Source organism: Clostridium sp. (genome assembly GCF_022482905.1).
Taxonomy (GTDB): domain Bacteria; phylum Bacillota; class Clostridia; order Clostridiales; family Clostridiaceae; genus Clostridium_B.
The window spans coordinates 3,081,637-3,101,676 of sequence record NZ_JAKVOI010000001.1 but is presented as its reverse complement, the minus strand read 5'-3'; the positions used below and the strand labels follow the sequence as shown (position 1 = coordinate 3,101,676).

The following is a 20,040-nucleotide window of genomic DNA, read 5'->3' as shown; positions in this document are numbered from 1 at the left end:
TATATAAATATAAATTGATAAGGATGGTACATAGATGAATAAATTAGTAATTAACGGAGGGAACTCTCTGTTTGGTTCTATAGAAATAAATGGTGCAAAAAATGCTGCTGTTGCAATCCTACCTGCAGCAATAATGGCTAGTAAAAATAAATGCATAATAGATAATATTCCTGATATAGAAGATGTCCATTGTATTGAAAGAATACTCAAAAGCCTTGGTTGTGACATTAAAACCAACAAAAATTCTGCAGTAATTGACAGTACTAATATAGACAGCTTAAGTGCCAGTACAAATGATGTCAGAAAAATGAGGGCATCTTATTATCTAATAGGAGCACTTCTTGGAAGATTTAAAAAGGCAAAAGTTGAGTTACCCGGTGGTTGTCCTATAGGGGTTAGACCTATAGACCAGCATATAAAGGGTTTCGAAGCGCTAGGTGCAGAAGTAAAAATTGTCCATGGATGTGTTGTAGTTCAAGCAAAGGAACTAGTAGGAACAAATATATTTTTCGATGTTGTAAGTGTAGGTGCAACTATAAACGTAATGCTGGCTGCAACATTGGCTAAAGGAGTAACCACTCTTGAAAATGTAGCAAAAGAACCTCATGTAGTAGATGTAGCAAACTTTCTAAACAGTATGGGTGCAAATATAAAAGGGGCAGGCACAGATGTCATAAGAATTGTGGGTGTAGACAGCTTGAGCGGCTGCTCCTACAGCGTAATACCAGATCAGATAGAAGCGGGTACATACATGATTGCATCAGCTGCCTGCGGCGGCAAAGTTACTATTAAAAATATCATACCCAAACATCTTGAATCCATATCTGCAAAGTTGATAGAGATGGGTGTGGAAATAGAAGAAGATGGTGACTGTATTACTGTAAAATCCGAGGGACGCCTGAAGGGAATCAACATAAAAACCCAGCCTTATCCCGGTTTTCCTACGGATGTCCAGCAGCCCATGAGTGCTCTTTTGAGCATAGCAGAAGGCAGGAGCATAATAAATGAAAGCATATGGGAAAGCAGATTCAAACATGTAGATGAATTAAAAAAAATGGGTGCTAATATAAAAGTTGAAGGCAGAACTGCTATAATTGACGGAATAGATAAGTTAACAGGAGCAGTGGTAAAAGCCACAGATTTAAGAGCCGGTGCGGCAATGGTTATAGCAGGTCTTATAGCTGAGGGCACTACGGAAGTTCTCAGCATTGAACACATATATAGAGGTTATCCAAATATAGAAAATAAATTTAAGGATCTTGGAGCTGACATAATCAAAGTATCCGAATAGATCCTCTGAATTTTAATTTAAAGGAGATTTATCATGATTTTCTGCCCTTTATTTAGCGGAAGCAGCGGGAACAGTACATTTATAGCTTCTGACAACACAAAAATTTTAGTAGATGCAGGCCTTGCCGGTAAAAATATAGAAAATGCTCTACTGAGTATTGGTCAAAAGCCAAAGGATATAGATGCCATTTTAGTTACCCATGAACATACTGACCATATCAAAGGTGTTGGTGTACTATCCAGGAGATATGATATACCCATATACACCAATGAATCTACATGGAATGCTATGTCTAAATCCATAGGTAAAATCAAGGAACATAATATAAAAGTAATTTCCAATGATTATATTGAAATCAATGACATGGCTGTAACTAGTTATAGAATATCTCATGATGCAGCAGACCCCAGGGGATATAAAATCTTCAGCAAAGATAAATGTGCCTGCATAGCAACCGATCTGGGATTTTTCTCGGAAGAAATAAAGAAAATTTTAAGTCAGGCAGACATAATACTACTGGAAAGTAATCATGACGTTGAGATGTTAAAATTTGGTCCTTACCCGTATGCCTTAAAAAGGAGAATACTTAGTAAAATTGGTCATTTGTCAAACGATGATTGTGGAAAAGCTATATTGGATATTTCGACCAATAAATTCAAAAAAATAATCTTAGGACATTTGAGCAAAATAAACAACTATCCAAAATTAGCCTACAAAACTGTATTGAATGTCTTAGCCAAAGAAGGAATAGAGCTTGATAAGGATTTAAGTGTATCAATGGCAAGTCGTAATATGCCAAGTAACTATACACAATTTTAATAGAAAAGGTGATAAAGTCATGAAAAAAATTTTTAGTATTCTGCTGTGCTCCACAGTCATGTTTCTTAATTTATCACTGACTTCATGTGAAAAAAAAGATAATCTGAGTATAAATAATAGTGAGAAGGAAAAAGAAATAGCATTCCCCCAGGAAAAAAACAATTTAATAGAATTAAATATATATTTTGATTCTACTAAAAAGGATGGTGCGCTGGAATTATCAAAGGAGCAGAGAATAATAAAGAAAGATGAACTTCTTGCCGAAACTATAATAAATGAACTTATAAAAGGTCCTTCTGTAAAAAGTAATCTATCTCCTGTATTTGATAAAAGTGCAAGACTTATCAGTGTATCTATAAAGGACAAAATAGCCTATGTAAATTTAAGCAAAGATACAAATCAAAAAATGAATGCCAGGAAAGAAGAGGCCTGCATCAAAAGCATTGTTTTATCTCTAACCCAACTATCCTCTGTTGACAAAGTAAAGATATTTATAGATAATAAGGATACTAATTTGTTTGGAAACAATTTTGATTTATCCAAACCTATTGGAAAGGAGGATCTTAAAAATATCAAAGCAGACTAAATACAGTTGTAATGACCATATAGACATCGCTATTGACGACTTTTTAGTGGAAAATGAAACCTTTCCATATATGTTTTATGTAGATAATCAATGCAGTAAACCAAAGTGCAGCTATTGCTCCAAGGATGCAGTCTATATTTTAAAACTAAAGCCATAATATTGCAAACCACTGCAATATTTATTATAATAATTCAGGTAATAGATAAATTTAATATTCTTAATATTAAACTAAAAATGAAGGAGGTACTGTTTTTTTAACAGGACATAATATGAGTTTATATAAAGATTGGACAGATACAGTTGTAAAGCTAGTTAAAACAAAAGGTGAGGCTGAATTTTGGAAAGAATACGGTTCCATCGAGAAGAATATATACACTAAGATATTAACAGATCATAGAACTTCTTTAAATGGAAACATAAAAAATTTATCACAAGAATTTAATATTTCTCCAGTAGTTTTCATAGGTTTTTTGGATGGAATAAATGATAGTCTTGAAATTTCTATTGAGCTTGAAAAATTGGATCGGGATTCAAATATTGATGTGAAAATCAATTTTGAAAAGCTGTATTTCAATATGCTGGATGCCAAAGCGGATTATCTCTATAAACTGCCACAGTGGGAATCGATTTTTTCAAAGGAAAAGAGGAAAAGCATACATAAAAGCTGGGTTTCTTCCAAAACAATAATAAATAAAAACAAAATTGGTAGAAATGATCCTTGTCCCTGTGGGAGCGGTAAAAAATATAAAAACTGCTGTGGAAAAACAACTTAGTATAAATACTCAATAAAAAGAGACCTTATATAAAAACAGCTATAAGGTCTCTTTAAAGTTACCTTAAAATTCAGCAGAACCTGTAGTTCTAGGGAATGGGATTACATCCCTTATATTAGACATACCCGTAATATACATTAATATTCTTTCAAAACCAAGCCCAAATCCAGAATGTTTCGTTTCTCCATATTTCCTCAATTCCAGATACCACCAATAGTCTTCCTTGCTAAGCCCCAGTTCTTCTATTCTCTTTTCGAGAACATCATATCTTTCTTCTCTCTGGCTTCCTCCTACTATTTCTCCTACTCCTGGCACAAGTAAATCAGCTGCAGCAACAGTTTTGCCATCATCATTTGCTCTCATATAAAATGCTTTTATATCTTTTGGATAATCAGTTACAAATATAGGCTTCCCGTAGATTTTTTCTGTCAAGAATCTCTCATGTTCCGTCTGCAGGTCAATTCCCCATTCTACCGGATATTCAAATTTTTGCCCGCTTTTTCTAAGTATATCTACTGCTTCAGTATAGGTTATTCTTCCAAAACTTGAATTTACCACATTGTTTAATCTTTCAAACAGCCCCTTATGTATAAATGAATTAAAGAATTCCATCTCTTCAGGCGCATTTTCCAGAACATATTTTATTATGTATTTGACCAGTTCCTCTGCAACATCCATATAATCATTCAGATCGGCAAATGCCATTTCTGGTTCTATCATCCAGAACTCTGCAGCATGCCTTGCAGTATTTGACTCCTCTGCCCTGAAAGTAGGTCCAAAAGTATATACATTTCTAAACGCAAGTGCCATAGTCTCTGCAGATAATTGACCACTTACTGTCAAATTGGTTTCTTTACCAAAAAAGTCCTTTGAATAATCTATGCTTCCATCTTCATTCTTAGGAACATTATTCAAGTCAAAAGTTGTTACTTTAAACATCTCTCCTGCGCCTTCACAATCGCTTCCCGTTATCAGGGGAGTCTGGGCATATACAAAATTTCTATCCTGAAAAAACTTATGTACAGCATAAGCCGCCAGAGAACGAACTCTGAATACTGCGGAAAATGTATTGCTCCTTGCCCTCAAATGGGCAATAGTTCTCAAGTACTCCAAAGTGTGTCTTTTCTTCTGAAGAGGATAATCCAATGACGATTTGCCTTCTATATTTATTTTACTTGCTCTAATCTCAAAAGGCTGCCTTGCATTAGGTGTAACTACCAGCTTACCTTCTACTGACAGTGAAGAACTTATGGGCAATTTTGATATCTCTTTAAAATTGTCAAGACCAGCATCAAAAACTACCTGGATATTCTTAAAAAATGTTCCATCATTTATCTCTATAAATCCAAATGATTTTGAGTCTCTTATCGTTCTAATCCATCCTGAAATTTTTATGTCTTTGTCTGCAAACTTTTCAATATCTTTATAAATAGACCTAACTAACGTTATTTCCATGAATAAACCCCTCCGTAATGTTTTTTCGTAAAAAAGCCCTTCTATCCATAATGGGACAAAAGAGCTGCAATTCATAGGACTATACTTTAAAATTATAATATTTATATAATTTTATGTCAATAATTATCTAACTTATTGAATGGCTTTATCTGCCATTTTTTAATTCCTGACCTGGACTTCATCTATAAAAGTATAATAATTAGGTTCGGGTATCACGGTAAATCTAACATATCTTGCATCCACTGATTTATCCAATATAATGTAGAGTGGATACTTGGATCCCTTTCTATCTGAAAATGGAACAGATGGTATTCTGAAGAGTCCTGCTGGAGTAAAATCAATTCCATTCTGTGATACTGCAACAGACACCGCTTTAGGCAGCATTGCCCATGCTCTCGGATTCCTATAGCAATCTATCATAAACTGCCGAGTCTTTTTTACATTTTTCAAATCTATTTCCACATTAAAAGGATCATTGTACCATGCTGAAAATGATTTGTCCTTTATTACATTATGAAGTGCGTACCTGCCATCTGTAAGTTTAACTCCATTATCGTCATAGTTAAAGTCAGGTCTTGGACTTAAATTATATTTACATCCTACTGACAACACTTCAGGTAAAGTTTTTATTTCATCTACATTAACAGTTACCGCTTCAGAGGCTTCAGACATATTTCCTGAAAAATCAACCGCCTTTACCTCATATGTATATGATTTAGTATTGGTTTTTAATATGGGCCTATCTATTACACTTAAATAGAACTCCTTTTTCTTCCCTCCATATTTCCTCTGGACCATGGGATTATATATAAGGATTCCATCTCTATATACTTTATATCCGCATATATTCTTGTCATTTTTGGGCTTATCCCAGATCAATTTGAATTCATCTTTATTTATAGTTTGTACTCTTAGATTTTTAGGAGTATTTATCTTATTATGTGGAAGCTTTCCCTTCCTGACATACTCGGAATATGCTTGATTAAAACCTGGATCAATATTATTGGGGCTGTAATAATGACTGTAGGAAAAGCTTACTATCTTATCTACACATGGTTGTTCCATTTCCATCTGCTGAAGAAGCCTGTCCAAGGTAACGGTAGAATTGTTTACATAGTCAAATGTTTCTACATTAGCCCAGAGTTTCAATCCACTTTTGCTGTCCACCGCTTTCCTAAGTGAAGTAAACCACTGATTTACCTCACTTATATCAAGTCCACCAGCTCCAACTGAATCCTGAGGACATAGTATATCACCCTCTTTTAAATTGGTAATTGAAAAAAAGTATTTCCAGTTATCTGCATATTTATCCGGTGTACCAAATGCAGAATTCATAAAAGGTGATAACAAAAATGGCAGCCTTTCCTTTTTTGCTTCAAGGTAGTTTAAAGTTATATTCATTGCATTGGCAAGAATGGCAAACTTTTCATCAGTATCAAATTTGACATTGTCTATTTCATATGGGAAATACCATCCATAAAAAGAATTTTTATATTTAGAATGGTATTTTCTATAGACCTCATCACAAATTAAATTTGTACGATTCATCTGGTTATCCAACCAGTTTGTATCATTGGCTGATTTATTCCACCATTCACTATTGAAATCAGTACTTAAAAATACTTTCATGCCCAACTTTTCCGCAGATTTCAAGCACAGTTCCACTTCATCTCTGCTGCCATAAACTTTTTCGGTACCTTGTATATTGCTGCTGTATGCCGTTTTTGTTACATTATTTGCCGTAAAAGTTATTCCCGATAATATGACATATTCCATTTTATTCTCTTTTAAGCACTTTAATTCACTCATCCATTTATCTTCATCCCAATTTTGGGTCAAATCAATCTGGATAAAAGAACCTGCCAGTATAGGGTAATTCTTGTTAGCTCTAAGTGGACTTCGAAAATATATAATCACACAAGTAAATAATATAACAGACACAAACAACATGATTATAATTTTTCTATTCTTCATATTACGCAATTCCCTTCTTTTAGCTGTTGTAAATTAACAAGGAGATACTTTAATATCTCCTCAATATACTTCCTGATTCTCTATTACGATGGGCATGTCCTCATCGCCCTTAAGCTCTCTTCCATTCTTTACAGATGTATTCTTATCCAAAATTACATGTTGGAGTTTTACACCTTTGCCTATATTGCAATTTTGAAGTACTATACAGTTCTCAAGTACTGCATTTTTAGATACAGTAACTCTTCTGGATATTATGCTGTTTTCAACTTTACCTTCTATAAAACATCCATTCCCGACTATAGAATTTTTTACATCGCTCCATTGGGAATATCTCGCTGGCACTTCATCGTTTGTCTTGGTGTATATGGGCCTTTCACTTGAAAACAATTCTTTCATTACATTATGCTTCAAAAGCTCCATGTTTGTTCTATAATATTCCTTAATAGAATTTATGCAGCTCAAATACCCATCAAATCTGAAACTTCCTACTTTCAAACTGTCAAGACAGTTATATATATGACATTTCACTTTTCTATAGCTTCCTATTGATATACACTCATTTACTATATCCATGAATATACTCTTGCTCATCATATACATTTCCATACATATATTGGCTTTGCTGTTTATACCTATATTTCTTCCTACACTTGCAACTCTACCACTACTGTCTATATTCAATGTTTCACAGTGGATGTAATTTGTATCTGCATTTTTCACCTCTTTATATATTATAGTAACATCATTCTTGGATTTCACATGAAATTTCATTGCTTCATCCAGGTCTACATTGCACACCATATAAGACGGTGAAATAATCACATATTCTTCTTTGCTCTTTTTAAAATATGACATATTCTTTGCAAAATTATATATATCGTCAAAATTCGGACTTCTATCGGTAAAGTTAAATACCCTCAGACCTTCTATCTTCCTGTTCAGATCCCATGGTCTTCCATTGCTTATATGATCTATAAGCGACCTGGACTCTATTTTTGTAAATATGCCTATATTCTCTATACCAGAGTTGGTCATATTTGACATTATAAAATCAATAATTCTATATCTTCCTCCAATCGGCACCGACGCTAAAGGTCTATTTCTTGTCAGTTCCCTTATATTACCCTCATTCTCATCCAAATTTATTATACCCATGAAATTTTCATACACAAATATCATCTCCCATCAATACATAACTTATCTTACGCTTTCATGAATTTACTAATATAGATCCTGCTTTCACGTCCACATTCGAACCCACTACAGTAATTTCATTCCCATTTCCTATTACACTGTCTCTTCTCACTATTACATTGCTTCCTATTATTGCCTTATTGATTATAACATTATCTCCTATTCGTGTATTGGGCATTACAACTGAATCTATTATCTCAGAATTTTTACCAATTACACTTCCTGAAAATATAATTGAATGAAGCACTTTACCATAGATTTCACAACCATCTACTGCTATTGATGATTTAATATTTGCATTGGGTCCTATATACTGGGCCGGTTCCATATGATTTACTGAATATATTCTCCATTTGGGATCTCTCAAGTTGAGCTCATTATCTTCTCTTAGAAGATCCATATTTGCTTCCCATAAACTTTTTACAGTACCAACATCCTTCCAGTATCCTTTAAATGGATATGCATATATATTCAAGCCTGAATCAAGCATGTTTGGTATAATATTTTTGCCAAAATCATTGCTGGAATTCTTGTTATTATGATCCGATCTCAAAAACTTCTTCAGCAGCTTCCAATTGAAAATATATACCCCCATAGAAGCATTGGTGCTTTTGGCAGCTTTAGGTTTTTCCTCAAATTCATATATGCTCATGTCATCTCTCGTACTCATTATTCCAAATCTATATGTCTCCTCTATAGGCACCTTAATTACTGCTATAGTTACATCTGCACCCTTTTCCTTATGAAAATTAAGCATATGTGAATAATCCATTTTATATATATGATCTCCCGAAAGTACAAGAACATATTCTGGATTGTAGTTATCTATAAATGACATATTTTGATATATGGCATCTGCAGTTCCTCTATACCAATTTCCTCCATTTTCCTCTTGATAAGGTGGGAGTATGTATACACCACCATCTCTCCTATCTAGATCCCAGGGGCTTCCTATGCCTATATGTGAATTTAATTCCAATGGCTTGTACTGTGTTAATACTCCTACGGTATAAATACCCGAATTAGAACAATTGCTTAAAGCGAAATCTATTATTCTGTATTTCCCGCCAAATGGTACAGCTGGTTTTGCCAGTCTCTTAGTCAGTATTCCCAATCTTGAACCTTGTCCACCAGCCAATATCATTGATACTACTTCCTTTTTTTTCATAACCCATCCCCCTTTTCTGTTAAAAGCCTTTAAATGATATTCTTATTTCTTAAATATCTTTACTCCATAAGGAAAAATTTTTATATACAATTCCTTTACTCTTACCTCAAATGTTTTATCTTCACTCCTATTTATTATTATGAAAGTTCTTTCATCCTTAAAAGCCCTTTCATAACACAATACATCCTCATTTATGTCATAAAATCTTATATCGCCTTTTTTCAATGAGTCCAATTTATTCCTCAAATCAGCAATACACCTATAAAACTTCAATATATATTTGTTTTCATTCTCCCATGGATAGGTTTTCCTGTTTTCAGGATCATCTCCACCCGAAACTCCTGCTTCATCTCCATAATATATTAAAGGGACACCTGGCATTGTCATTTGAATTGCTACTGCGATATTCAAGAGCTTGATACCATCTTTTCCATTTCTGCCTAATAAAGTGAGAATTCTCTCTGTATCATGGGTTCCTATGACGTTTAAATTGGAGTAAAATATTTCTCCGGGGTAGTTTTCATACAAGCTCAACATCTTTCTTTCAAAGGCTACCGCCCCTGTGTTCCCTGTCAGAAAATCTATCAAGGCGTCTCTGAATGGATAATTTATTACAGAATCGAGTTCACGTCCGAATACATATTTTCTTCTCTTTGAATAGCTTACCTTGTTGGATGCATCTTCCCATACTTCTCCTATAAGTACGGAATCTGGTGAAATATCCTTCATCCTGCTTTTTATCTTATGTATAAACTCATCAGGCAATTCATCCGCAACATCCAGCCGCCACCCAGAAGCTCCATTATCCATCCACTTTTTCAATACTGAATTCTCATTTGAAATAATGAAATCTACATAGGTGCTCTCCATCTCATTTACATTCGGCATATTACTTATTCCCCACCAGCAGTCATATTTGTTTGGATATTCATTAAACCTGTACCAGTTATAATAGAGAGAATCCTTTGACTGATATGCACCCAGGGAATCGTAATTACCGTATTTATTGAAATATATGCTGTCATCCCCAGTGTGACTAAAAACCCCGTCTAGAATAATTTTTATACCCAATTTTTCAGCTTCCCGGCATAACCTCTTAAATATACTTTCATCTCCATACATCTGATCTATTGTCTTATAATCTCCCGTATCATATTTATGGTTACTGTCAGATTCGAATATAGGATTTAAATATATGGAATTTGCTCCCAGGCTTTTTATATATCCAAGTTTCTCAATTACTCCCTGCAAATTTCCTCCAAAGAAATCCCACTTTAATATGCTGCCGTATGAATCTCTTATATAGTGAGGTTCATCATTCCAATCCTCATGGATAAAAATATCTTTTTTGGGACTCAGTACTTTTCCATCTTTATTCCCGTTTTTAAACCTGTCTACAAATACTTGATACACAATACCTTCTTTAAACCATTCGGGGACCTTGAATGGCTCATATACTGTTATCTGGTAGGGTTTGGGTTTATTATGATAAATCTGCCCTTCCCCTCCCAATCCATCATATTTATTACCGTAGTAAATATATCTTTCTTCCTCAAGCTGTACCTTGAAATAGTAATTTATAATTCCCTCATAATTTTTTGGCAAATTTATATAATAATAATATATATATTCATTGTCGGTACGTTTTAAAATATCCATTTTTACAGCTTTTTCACTGTAGTCAAAATATATTAAATCAAGATATACCTCCAAATGCCTGTCTGCTGATATGGATATATATACTGTTTCTCCTTTTTCTACTGCTCCAAAAGGCTTTCTATAATAAGTATCCTTGGAATCATGTTTTAATTCAAAATTCATCCTGCACCTCTTCTCAGATAATGAAATCCAGAAATTTCTACTGCAAATTTTTATACAAACACTTGGAGCCCCATATTCCCGTAGCATACTCTCTTATAGTTCTATCACTGGAAAATATACCTGAATGAGCTATATTTATAATGCACATCTTCTGCCACTTTGAACTATCCCTATATAATCTATCAACCCTTTCCTGGGCCTCCAGATAGGAATAGAAATCTTTTAATACGAAGAATTCATCATTATAGGTAAACAGATTTTCATATATGTCTCTAAATTCGTCTCTGGAATAAGTACCATCTATCAGAGAATTTACAATCCCTCTTATTCTGGAATCTCCATTTATAATTTCCTGTGAACTATAACCACCATTTTTATAATAGTTCAATACTTCTCTTTCCGTAAGTCCGAATATTACTATATTATCATCCCCAACTTCATCCTTTATCTCCACATTGGCTCCATCTAATGTTGCTATAGTAACAGCTCCATTCATCATAAATTTCATATTGCTGGTTCCGGATGCTTCCTTTGTAGTTGTAGATATCTGTTCACTCAAATCGGCGGCAGGTATTATAACTTCAGCAAGCGATACCCTGTAGTTCTCCATAAATACCACTTTTATTTTTTTATTGACCCTGTCATCGTTATTTATTCTATTCGCCACTACATTTATAAGTGTAATTATATCTTTTGCCAGATGATATGCGGGTGCTGATTTTCCTGCAAATATAAAAGTTCTCGGCACAATATCCAGATTTGGATTTTCTATAAGTCTGTTATATAAATCCATTATTCGAAGGCAGTTCAATGTCTGCCGTTTATAGGCGTGAATTCTTTTTATCTGTACATCAAATATGGAATTGACATCTATTCTTATACCCTGATTTTTATATATATAATCTGCCAGCTTTCTTTTATTGGCTAATTTTATTTCCGCAAGTTTCCCCTGAACATTCTTGTCTTCGGCAAACTTCGCAAACTTTTCCATCTCTGTAGGATGTGTTATAAAACTATCACCTATAGTTTCCTTTAAAAGATTTGTCAAACTTGGATTTGCATTCATGAGCCATCTTCTATGAGTTATACCATTTGTCTTATTATTAAACCTGTCTGGATAATGGTAGTAAAAGTCTGACATCTCCTGCTTTTTCAATATTTCAGTATGAAGTTTGGCTACTCCATTTACACTATGGCTTCCAACTATGGCAAGATGAGCCATCTTGACATAGCCTCCGTCTATTATGGTCATCCGCCTTATTTTATCCCATTGTCCCGGATATTTAGCTTTTAATTCTTCACAAAATCTCCTATCTATTTCCTGTACTATCATAAAAATTCTTGGAAGAAGCTTCTTAAACATGTCTACAGGCCATTTTTCCAATGCCTCTGCCATTATTGTATGATTTGTATAGGACATGATATTATGGGTCATTCTCCATGCATCATCCCATCCAACACCTTCTTCATCTACAAGTATTCTCATCAATTCGGGAATAGCAAGCGTAGGATGAGTATCATTTATGTGCACTGCTATTTTTTCATCCAGCTCCTTAATATCGCCACCTGAACTTTTGAAATGGTGTATAATACTCTGAAGTCCGGCGGATACGAAGAAATACTGTTGTTTTAATCTTAGAAGCTTTCCCTCGTAAAAACTATCATCAGGATATAGAATTTGCGAAATGGATTCTACAGAATCTTTATATTCCATAGCCTTTCTGAAATCCCCTCTGTTAAAAGATGAAAAGTCAAACTCATTGGACAGTGGTTCTGCACTCCAGAGCCTCAATGTATTCACTACATTGTTGTCATATCCCACTATAGGTATATCATAGGGTACAGCCAATACTGTTTCATAATTGACATGTCGAAATTTTAAATTCCCATCTATATATTCTATTTTTACATCTCCTCCGAATTTTACAACCCGGGATTTATCTGATTTCTTTATTTCCCATATATTCCCGTTTTTAAGCCAGTCATCTGGAACTTCCACCTGGGAATTATTTATTATTTTTTGATCGAAAAAACCATACTTGTATCTTATGCCGCATCCATGCCCAGGTATACTTAGAGTTGCCATTGAATCCAGGAAACATGCTGCAAGCCTTCCAAGCCCGCCATTTCCAAGTCCCTGGTCCTCTTCAAGCTCTTCCAATCTTTCCAGATCTATTCCCAATTCACTCAAAGCTTCTTTACATATAGTTCTTATACCTAGATTGAGAAGATTACTTCCAAGAAGCCTGCCAAGCAAAAATTCCATGGAAAAATAGTATACTTGTTTTTTACTTGTTTTCTTGTAACTATTGTTGGTTTCTATCCACATTTTTGTTACATAATCTCTTACAAGACCTCCAAGTGCTTCATATTTATTATAGTCCGTACCCTCTTCCAGCTCCTTACCATGAATCTCCATGAACTTTTCCTTATAATCTTTTTTGAAAGTTTCCTTGTCTATATTTAGCATAAAACTCCTCCTAACGATATCACTACATTTTGCTTAAATAACTATGTCAAACTTTCATACAGCGATTTATAAAGCTTTGCTGAATTATCCCAGCTATTATCACTTTCCATGGCATGTTTTACTATATTACTCCATATTTCCTTTTCACTAAAATAATCCAGAACATCATTTATAACATGAAAGAAATCATCTGCATTAAAATTTGTGAAACTGAATCCATTACCTTCGCCTGTATATTTATTATACGGCTGTATAGTGTCTTTAAGTCCTCCGGTCTCCCTTACTATTGGAATTGTCCCATATCTCAAAGCTATAAGCTGTCCTAGTCCACACGGCTCAAAAAGCGAGGGCATTAAAAATATATCAGATGAAGCATAAATCCTATGTGCCAGTATATCATCAAAATATATATTTGCAGATACGGTCCTTGGATACTTTGAACTCAGATATCTAAAATAATCCTCATACTGTTTATATCCTGTTCCCAGTACTACCAACTGAATATGTTTCGAGACGAGCCTTTCTCCTATATTTTGTATAATATCCATACCCTTTTGCGGTGTAAATCGTGAAATTATTGCAAACATAGGTATTTCCCTGTCCACATCTAAATTAAGATCCTTCTGTAATTTCAATTTATTTACCATCTTGTTTCTTAAATTTTCTTTACTGTAATTTCTAAATATCATGCTGTCATTTTCCGGATTATAGGCATTATAATCTATTCCATTTAATATCCCCCATAGATCACTGCCCCTGCTTCTAAGAAGCCCGTCAAGGTTTTCTCCATAATATGATGTCTGTATCTCCTTGGCATAAGAACAGCTTACCGTTGAAATTTTATCACTATAATTTATTCCACTTTTCATAAAACTTACAGCCCCGTTCAGTTCAACACTGCCATTTTCATAATAAATATTATCTAAATTGAAAAGTTCCCCTAAAATATTTTTATCAAAGTTACCCTGAAACAGAAGATTATGAATACTAAACAAAAATCTGATTCCCCTGTAGAACTCATCCTCTTTATATTCAATTTTGTATAATACTGGTATCATCCCCGTTTGCCAGTCATTGCAATGTATTATATCTGGCTTATAGTTAATTTCCCAAAGCATATTGAGAACCGCCCTGTCGAAAAATGCAAATCTCTCACCATCATCATAATATCCATAAAGGTCATCTCTATAAAAGTAGTATTCATTATCTATAAGATAGTAAATTACACCCTGATATTCATACTGGAATATCCCACAATATTTACTTCTCCATCCTACAGGAACATAGAAGTACTTTATAAAATTCAGCTTATTGATCAAATCCGACTTAATGTTCTTATACTTAGGTATTACTACTCTCGCATTTACCCCGATTTTTTTAAGATACCTGGGCAGCGTACCAACTACATCAGCAAGTCCTCCTGTTTTTATAAATGGCTCCGCTTCAGAAGCAACAAATAATACATTCATAAAATTTCCCTCCCCCAATTATTATTTATTCTAATTTAATCTTAGGCAACTTTGAATTTGGTTCAGTGTCTTCCTCCACATTCTCAAGTATCTTCGTAGGTTTTATTATAACAGCCGCCATAGGTGGTATTTTTATAGTAAGACTGTATTTTTGATTATGATATGCTTTACTTTTGGAATACAAAATGCCCTGAATTGTTTCTCCTGAACCTCCAAACTCTTTTTTATCTGTATTAAATACCTCTTTATATTCCCCTGGATACGGTACCCCTATATTGTAATCATAGTATACTTTTGGAGTGAAATTACAAAGTACTATAAGAGTGTCCTCCTTCTGTCTTGAATTTCTCATAAACACCAGTATACTTTGCCCGGCATTGTTTGCATCTATCCATGTAAAACCTTTTTCATCGTAATCAAGTTCCCAAAGAGCTTTTTCATCAATATAAAATTTATTAATACTCTTTGAAAAATTCAATATGTCATTATGCATTGGAAATTTGTCTATAAGTTCCCATTCCAATTCTTTAGAATTATCCCATTCAGAGAATTGTGCAAATTCCGTTCCCATGAATATAAGCTTTTTCCCCGGATGAGTATACATATAGGTAATAAATACTCTATACCCGGCAAATTTATTCCAATAGTCCCCCCACATTTTATCTATTAAAGATTTTTTCCCGTGAACGACTTCATCATGGGATATAGGGAGTATGAAGTTTTCGGAGTAATTATACATAATTGAAAAAGTAACTAATTTGTGGTTGCACCTCTTTTCTTCTGGTGACATTTTAATGTATTTCAACACATCATTCATCCATCCCATATTCCATTTGAAATTGAATCCAAGCCCTCCTGCATATACAGGTCTTGAAACAAGAGGCCACGCCGTAGATTCTTCTGCAATCATCAACAAATTGGGAAACTTTTTAAAAAGCATCTCATTCAGCTGCTGATAGAATTCCACAGCTTTAATATTTTTATTTCCCCCATTTTCATTTGGTGTCCATTCTCCCGGTCCCTTGTCATAATCAAGGTAAAGTGTATTTGCAACAGCATCCACTCTGAGCCCGTCTATATGAAATTCCTTAATCCAGAAAACAGCATTTGATATGAGAAAGCTCCTTACTTCAGGTTTGCCCAAATCAAAATTTCCAGCTCCCCATCCTTTATTTTCCGACTGCTTTTCGTCTAAATATTCATACGTAGGAGTGCCATCAAATTTATATAGGCCATGCTCATCTTTACAAAAGTGACCTGGTACCCAATCCAATATAACTCCTATACCATTATCGTGGAGCATATTCACAAAATATTTGAAATCCTGTATGCTCCCATATCTGCTTGTTACTGAATAGTATCCTGTAATCTGATATCCCCAGGAATCATCCAATGGATGCTCCATTATTGGCATTATTTCTACATAATTGTAGTTCATGATTTTTAAATATTTTACAAGCTGCTTTGCTATCTGTCTGTAATTTAAAAACTCGCCATCTTTTTCTTTTTTCCATGACCCAAGATGAATTTCATATATATTTATAGGCTTCTCATATACATTTAGTTTCTTCTGTCTGGCTATCCATTTATGATCTCCCCATTTAAATATCTTTTCATGCACTATTTGAGAAGCATTACCTGGCCGTCTTTCAGAATATCTTGCATAGGGGTCACTCTTTAAGACTATATTTCCTGATTTATCTACAATCTCATATTTATACAATGTTTCCTTTTTTATTCCCATTACAAATATACTCCAAAGGTTGGTTCCAAATACTTTTTTTAATTCAAATTGGCTTTCTGATTTCCAATTGTTGAAATCACCTAATACTCTGACTCTCCTCGCATTAGGTGCCCAGACAGTAAATCTTGCACCAAGCCTTCCTCTTTCCTTTGTAAAATGAGATCCCATAAGATTATAGGCCTTATAATTTTTACCTTTATAGAAGGATCTTATGTCTTTATCAACCACTCTATACACCACCTTCTTACAACTTTCTATATGTATAAATAATTCTACATTACTTTCGGTTTCACCTGCTAAAAATACATAAAATGTGCATCTCGGGAAAAATTATTTTCATAAAATTTTTGGACCCCATATTATTTTATTTTATATATTAAAGTATATTAGATATAATTGAAAATATAATTATAAGCTCAAATATTTAAAATAACTTGGAGGTAATAATGTATGCAAACAAGAATTGGTGTCGTTGGAATAGTAGTGAGAGATCTTGAGAATTCAAAGACCGTTAATCAGATACTTCATTCTTTTGCCCACATAATAGTTGGCAGAATGGGAATACCATATAGGGAGAAAAATATTTCAATAATATCTGTAATTGTAGATGGAACTTCAGATGACATAAGTGCAATGACAGGCAAACTTGGTAAAATTAGTGGGGTAACTGTAAAAACAGCCATAACTAAAAAATAATTATTATTATTGATTATCCTTTACAGACAAACTTTTTTAACTTTTTTAAAAGAAATTTATCTGTAAAGGATTGCACCTTATTTCAATATCTTTTGAATTTAGTTAAAATATAGATGTGGGTAATTAGCGGATTTAATCCGTAATAAAAATTATTTAATTATAAGTTATAGAAAGGGCGGCTCTATAAATGAATCTTATAAATTTATTTGAATTACAAGAAAATTTAGATGAAGTAATTAGAAAAGAGCATGGTCTTGAAGGGGAATCCCTTCTTTCACAAAAAACACTGGCACTTCAAGTTGAAATAGGCGAACTGGCTAATGCAACACGATGTTTTAAATTCTGGAGTAATAATAAAATTTTAAATGATAAGATAATTTTAGAACAACTCGCTAATTCACTGTATTTCATGCTATCTTTAGGTCTGGAGAAAAAATTCAATGACATAGTTGATATAAAGCTTAAAGAAAGTCGATGCAATATAACCTCACAATTCTTAAATCTCTATGTAGATATAAATGATTTTCTAGTCTGTTCTTCAAAGGATCATTACATAACTCTATTTGAAGATTTTCTGAGCCTTGGTTCAAGTCTTGGATTTACCCCTAATGAAATAAAAAAGTGCTATAACAAAATTTATATGAATACACACTATATAAGCGAGAAGCAATACTCATAGTTGGTTTTTTTATACCCCTAAAATTACGGTTTTAGGGGTACTTAGATTTTACTTATAATATACACTTATTCCGGTTAAACTACTTTATATTCAATAAGGAAGAAGGTGTTATACATGTTAGGTATTTTATCCTCCATAATATCTGGAATGACAATGAGTATTCAAGGTGTATTCAATACTAGACTGGGAGAAAAAATAGGACTTGCGGAAACAAATGCAATAGTTCAGGGTACTGCATTTTTAATAACTTTAATAGTAGCATTCTGCCTTGGGAAAGGCGATGTACACAACATCAAAATATGCAAGAAAATATACCTGTTAGGTGGTGTGCTTGGGGTAATAATAACCTATACTGTAATGTACGGCATAAAATCACTTGGTCCCACTCATTCTATAGCTTTAATACTTGTTTCCCAGCTTATAATGGCTTTTTTAATAGATCTATTCGGACTATTTGATTCCAAAAATATAAAATTCAACTTACATGAATTAGTAGGCATATTCATGTTGATTGCAGGAATGGTCATATTAAAATGGAAGGGTTGATATAAATAATTTTCTACATATAGATATCACATTTGCATATTAAATATATAATATATAATGAGATAAATTTTTAGGAGAATAAAATGTTTTCCATAAAAAGCAAGCTGGAACCGAGTTTAAAATTAGCTTTAAATAAAAAATACTATAAAAACTACAGAATAATAATACAGTGCAATTCCATAATGGAAAAGATCGAAAAAAAGATAAAAAGATCAGGGTGCAGTGTTATCCGTTCCATTCCCTATGTAAATTGCATATGTGCTATAGTATCCACTCACATTTTGGACAGATTAATAGAATTTCCTGAAGTAAAATATATAACCTGGGATATCAAGGCAACTTTATGTGGCAAAAATGTATTTTCTGCAAATAGAGTGGGTTTCTCCGATAAATATAAACTTACAGGTAAAAATATCTGCATAGCACTTATAGATTCGGGTACCTATCCTCATCCTGATCTAATATCCGGGAAAAACAGGATAAAAAAATTCCTTGATTTAATAAACAACTTAAAATATCCTTATGATGATAACGGACATGGTACTTTCATGAGCGGAATAATATCAGGAAATGGGAAATTATCCAATGGAACATACTGCGGAATAGCAGAAAACAGTTCTATATATTCCATAAAGGCTTTCAATTCAATTGGATATGGATATATAGGAGATATATTATTCGGCATACAATGTGCAATTGAAGATTCAGAAGATCTAAATCTAAAAATAATCTGTCTTCCTTTTGAAATAAATTCAAGAGATCAATTTACTCTGTCACTATTTCAAAAACTATTCGATATAGCTGTAAAAAATAACATAGCTGTGATTACAGCCTCTGGAAATAGCGGAAGTTTTGAGGGCAGTATTCAAGGCATTTCAACTTTGAATAATTGCATAACTGTTGGTGGAATAGATACAACTTCCCATAATATAGAGCTATATGAATATTCATCCTGCGGTCCATTTTGCAAAATCCAGAAACCGGATTTGGTTGCCGCCTGTGTAGATATATGCTCCATAAATTCAAATACAGCTTATATATCTGAAAAAGGTGGAAAAAAATTATATCCTTCTGCTTTAAATGAACCATATACCTGTTATACCGGTACATCCTGTGCAGCTGCCTACATAAGTGGTATATGTTCATTATTGTACGAAAATAACCCTGATCTGAACTTCAACGATCTTGTTTCACTACTCAGGATATCCTGTAAATTTTTAAATCTCCCAAAATGGTGTCAGGGTTCTGGTATGATTGATTTTGAGAAATTTGCATTGTAAATAACAAATAATTCTAGAGTTATTTAAATTTTCTATAAAGTGTGTTATTATAATATTAGATAACAAATAATCTAT

The 20,040-nt window shown here is 33.5% G+C and carries 17 protein-coding genes; 9 read left to right on the top strand and 8 right to left on the bottom strand.

Annotated features, from left to right (window positions below):
* Window positions 1-34 precede the first annotated feature (34 nt).
* From LKE46_RS15350 to LKE46_RS15330, 5 genes are all read left to right on the top strand, one after another.
* Complete coding sequence (locus LKE46_RS15350; protein ID WP_291724264.1) at window positions 35-1,291, top strand: UDP-N-acetylglucosamine 1-carboxyvinyltransferase; 1,257 nt, start codon at window positions 35-37, stop codon at window positions 1,289-1,291.
* Between the two features lie 33 nt (window positions 1,292-1,324).
* On the top strand, window positions 1,325-2,110 hold the full coding sequence (locus LKE46_RS15345; RefSeq protein WP_291724261.1) for an MBL fold metallo-hydrolase: 786 nt from the start codon (window positions 1,325-1,327) through the stop codon (window positions 2,108-2,110).
* Window positions 2,111-2,129: 19 nt separating this feature from the next.
* On the top strand, window positions 2,130-2,696 hold the full coding sequence (locus tag LKE46_RS15340) for a GerMN domain-containing protein (RefSeq protein WP_291724257.1): 567 nt from the start codon (window positions 2,130-2,132) through the stop codon (window positions 2,694-2,696).
* Window positions 2,629-2,853: a CxxH/CxxC protein gene (locus LKE46_RS15335; protein WP_363316196.1), complete on the top strand. Its 225-nt coding sequence runs from the start codon at window positions 2,629-2,631 to the stop codon at window positions 2,851-2,853. The genes LKE46_RS15340 and LKE46_RS15335 overlap by 68 nt, the downstream gene beginning before the upstream one ends.
* Window positions 2,854-2,965: 112 nt before the next feature.
* On the top strand, window positions 2,966-3,469 hold the full coding sequence (locus LKE46_RS15330; protein WP_291724251.1) for an SEC-C metal-binding domain-containing protein: 504 nt from the start codon (window positions 2,966-2,968) through the stop codon (window positions 3,467-3,469).
* Between the two features lie 63 nt (window positions 3,470-3,532).
* Here LKE46_RS15330 and asnS read toward each other — a convergent pair whose 3' ends face one another.
* The 8 genes from asnS to glgB form a co-directional block, all read right to left on the bottom strand.
* Window positions 3,533-4,924 (bottom strand): asparagine--tRNA ligase, encoded by a 1,392-nt coding sequence (gene asnS, locus LKE46_RS15325; RefSeq protein WP_291724248.1) that lies wholly within the window; start codon window positions 4,922-4,924, stop codon window positions 3,533-3,535.
* Between the two features lie 159 nt (window positions 4,925-5,083).
* Window positions 5,084-6,898 carry a DUF4434 domain-containing protein gene (locus LKE46_RS15320; RefSeq protein WP_291724245.1) on the bottom strand — a complete coding sequence of 605 codons (1,815 nt, stop codon included), beginning with the start codon at window positions 6,896-6,898 and terminating at the stop codon, window positions 5,084-5,086.
* A 60-nt stretch (window positions 6,899-6,958) separates the two neighbouring features.
* Window positions 6,959-8,053, bottom strand: coding sequence for a glucose-1-phosphate adenylyltransferase subunit GlgD (glgD, locus tag LKE46_RS15315; RefSeq protein WP_291724242.1), 1,095 nt, complete (start codon window positions 8,051-8,053; stop codon window positions 6,959-6,961).
* 55 nt (window positions 8,054-8,108) lie between these two features.
* On the bottom strand, window positions 8,109-9,260 hold the full coding sequence (locus LKE46_RS15310) for a glucose-1-phosphate adenylyltransferase (protein WP_291724239.1): 1,152 nt from the start codon (window positions 9,258-9,260) through the stop codon (window positions 8,109-8,111).
* A 42-nt stretch (window positions 9,261-9,302) separates the two neighbouring features.
* Window positions 9,303-11,081, bottom strand: coding sequence for a glycoside hydrolase family 13 protein (locus tag LKE46_RS15305; RefSeq protein ID WP_291724236.1), 1,779 nt, complete (start codon window positions 11,079-11,081; stop codon window positions 9,303-9,305).
* Between the two features lie 37 nt (window positions 11,082-11,118).
* Window positions 11,119-13,551 carry a glycogen/starch/alpha-glucan phosphorylase gene (locus LKE46_RS15300; RefSeq protein ID WP_291724233.1) on the bottom strand — a complete coding sequence of 811 codons (2,433 nt, stop codon included), beginning with the start codon at window positions 13,549-13,551 and terminating at the stop codon, window positions 11,119-11,121.
* A gap of 41 nt (window positions 13,552-13,592) precedes the next feature.
* Window positions 13,593-15,020: a glycogen synthase GlgA gene (gene glgA, locus LKE46_RS15295; protein WP_291724230.1), complete on the bottom strand. Its 1,428-nt coding sequence runs from the start codon at window positions 15,018-15,020 to the stop codon at window positions 13,593-13,595.
* Between the two features lie 25 nt (window positions 15,021-15,045).
* Window positions 15,046-16,992: a 1,4-alpha-glucan branching protein GlgB gene (gene glgB / locus LKE46_RS15290; RefSeq protein ID WP_291724227.1), complete on the bottom strand. Its 1,947-nt coding sequence runs from the start codon at window positions 16,990-16,992 to the stop codon at window positions 15,046-15,048.
* Between the two features lie 222 nt (window positions 16,993-17,214).
* Here glgB and LKE46_RS15285 point away from each other — a divergent pair, with 222 nt between their 5' ends.
* From LKE46_RS15285 to LKE46_RS15270, 4 genes are all read left to right on the top strand, one after another.
* The gene (locus LKE46_RS15285) at window positions 17,215-17,460 is read left to right on the top strand and encodes a TM1266 family iron-only hydrogenase system putative regulator (protein WP_291724223.1); all 246 of its coding nucleotides are present in this window, start codon (window positions 17,215-17,217) and stop codon (window positions 17,458-17,460) included.
* A 187-nt stretch (window positions 17,461-17,647) separates the two neighbouring features.
* Window positions 17,648-18,139 carry a dUTP diphosphatase gene (locus tag LKE46_RS15280; protein WP_291724220.1) on the top strand — a complete coding sequence of 164 codons (492 nt, stop codon included), beginning with the start codon at window positions 17,648-17,650 and terminating at the stop codon, window positions 18,137-18,139.
* A gap of 114 nt (window positions 18,140-18,253) precedes the next feature.
* Window positions 18,254-18,685: a DMT family transporter gene (locus LKE46_RS15275; protein WP_291724217.1), complete on the top strand. Its 432-nt coding sequence runs from the start codon at window positions 18,254-18,256 to the stop codon at window positions 18,683-18,685.
* Between the two features lie 83 nt (window positions 18,686-18,768).
* Entirely contained in the window at window positions 18,769-19,965 is a 1,197-nt protein-coding gene (locus LKE46_RS15270) for a S8 family serine peptidase (RefSeq protein ID WP_291724214.1), read from the top strand.
* Window positions 19,966-20,040: the final 75 nt, after the last annotated feature.